Source organism: Pseudomonas sp. GM33 (assembly GCF_000282295.1).
In the GTDB taxonomy this organism is placed as follows: Bacteria; Pseudomonadota; Gammaproteobacteria; order Pseudomonadales; family Pseudomonadaceae; genus Aquipseudomonas; species Aquipseudomonas laurylsulfatiphila.
Genome location: NZ_AKJO01000170.1, coordinates 1 through 1,680 on the forward strand (window position 1 = coordinate 1; position 1,680 = coordinate 1,680).

Here is a 1,680-nt window from a genome sequence, read left to right on the forward strand (position 1 = left end):
GGGAGCCAGTCAATGGCGGGGAGAATCTTCGGCTTCCTGGCCACTTCAGCTCTCCAGTTTCTGTGCAGTCTTGGCCAGGCGCATGCCCAACGCGCGGCACAGCGCCACTTCATGGCTATCCAGGCCGCTTTTGCCGTCGGCACCGGCGTGGTGGCTGGCGCCGTATGGCGTACCGCCGCCCTGGGTTTCCAGCAGTGCCGATTCGCTGTACGGCAGGCCGGTGATCAGCATGCCGTGGTGCAACAACGGCAGCATCATCGACAGCAGGGTCGTCTCCTGGCCGCCGTGCAGGCTCGCGGTGGAGGTGAACACGCCGGCCGGTTTACCCACTAGGGCGCCGGTCAGCCACAGGTTGCTGGTGCCGTCGAGGAAGTACTTCAGCGGCGCGGCCATATTGCCGAAGCGGGTCGGGCTGCCGAGTGCCAGGCCGGCGCAGTTCTTCAGGTCGTCGAGGCTGGCATACAGCGCGCCTTCGTCGGGAATATCCGGCGCAACGGCTTCGCACTCGGTGGAAATCGCCGGCACCGTGCGCAGGCGGGCTTCAAGCCCGGCCTGTTCGATGCCACGGGCGATCTGTCGGGCCATTTCGTTGGTCGAGCCGCTGCGGCTGTAGTACAGAACCAGAATGTAAGGTGCACTCATGGCAACAGTTCCAGGATCTGCTCCGGTGGGCGGCCGATGATGGCTTGGTCACCGACTTCGAGAATCGGTCGCTCCATCAGTTTCGGGTGGGCGGCGATGGCGGCGATCAACTGCGCTTCGCTCAGGCTGCCGTCGGCCAGATTGAGGGTCTTGTACTCGTCCTCGCCGGTGCGCAGCAGTTGCCGCGCGCTGATCCCGAGTTTGCCCAGCAGGCGCTGGATTTGCGTGGCGTCCAGCGGAGTGTCCAGGTAACGCACCACGGTCGGGGCCAGGCCACGGGCTTCGAGCAGTTCGAGCGCACCGCGGGATTTCGAGCAGCGCGGGTTGTGATAAAGCGTCAGATCGGTCATGAGCGGGTCGCATCTTGCGTAAGGTGGCGGCTATTCTAACTGTGCAGCGCGCAATCCAGAACCGTGAGAGGCGATGGGTCGCAGGCGCATTCAATTTTTGACAAGGAACACGACATGACAAGGCGACTGGCAGCAGCATTGGCGATCATCGGAGCGTTGATGCTGGGGGGGTGCGGGAATGACTATGGCATCGACCAGGACGGCCACAAGATCGCCGCCGACCGACTGGACGGAAAATGGCTGGTACTCAACTACTGGGCAGAATGGTGCGGCCCCTGCCGTACCGAAATCCCGGAGTTGAACACCCTGGCCGAGCAGCTCAAGGACAAGAAAATCGGTGTGTTCGGGGTTAACTTCGACAACGTCCAGGGGCAGGAACTGAAGGGCGCGAGCGAGAAACTGGGGATCAGGTTCACGGTGTTGGCCCAGGACCCTGCCGAATTGTTCGAATTGCCGCGCAGCGAGGCATTGCCGGTGACGTACATCATTGATGACAAGGGCAAGGTGCGTGAGCAGTTGATGGGTGAACAGACGGCGGCGGGGGTGATGGCGAAGCTTGAGGCGTTGCAGGCAAAAAATTAATGCAAAAGATCGCAGCCTTCGGCAGCTCCTACAGGTTTGCGTCTAATCCTGTAGGAGCTGCCGTGTAGTGGTCGAACATTTTTGGACCATGATGTAGGAGCATCGA

3 protein-coding genes are annotated in these 1,680 nt (G+C 61.7%); 1 reads left to right on the top strand and 2 read right to left on the bottom strand.

Annotated elements, in window-relative coordinates:
• Window positions 1–45: 45 nt before the first annotated feature.
• Window positions 46–642, bottom strand: coding sequence for an NAD(P)H:quinone oxidoreductase (gene wrbA / locus PMI26_RS03775; protein ID WP_007979329.1), 597 nt, complete (start codon window positions 640–642; stop codon window positions 46–48).
• Entirely contained in the window at window positions 639–992 is a 354-nt protein-coding gene (gene arsC / locus PMI26_RS03770) for an arsenate reductase (glutaredoxin) (RefSeq protein WP_007979330.1), read from the bottom strand. Before arsC ends, wrbA begins: the two co-directional genes overlap by 4 nt.
• 114 nt (window positions 993–1,106) lie before the next feature.
• On the opposite strand from arsC, the gene PMI26_RS03765 reads away from it, so the two are divergent.
• A complete protein-coding gene (locus PMI26_RS03765; protein WP_007979332.1) occupies window positions 1,107–1,574 on the top strand; it encodes a TlpA disulfide reductase family protein in 468 nt (155 codons plus the stop codon).
• Window positions 1,575–1,680: the final 106 nt, after the last annotated feature.

What these genes read in the sequence shown, in the direction of transcription:
- wrbA (WP_007979329.1), bottom strand. Translation starts at nt 642, where the DNA reads ATGAGTGCACCTTACATTCTGGTTCTGTACTACAGCCGCAGCGGCTCG.
- arsC (WP_007979330.1), bottom strand. Translation starts at nt 992, where the DNA reads ATGACCGATCTGACGCTTTATCACAACCCGCGCTGCTCGAAATCCCGC.
- PMI26_RS03765 (WP_007979332.1), top strand. Translation starts at nt 1,107, where the DNA reads ATGACAAGGCGACTGGCAGCAGCATTGGCGATCATCGGAGCGTTGATG.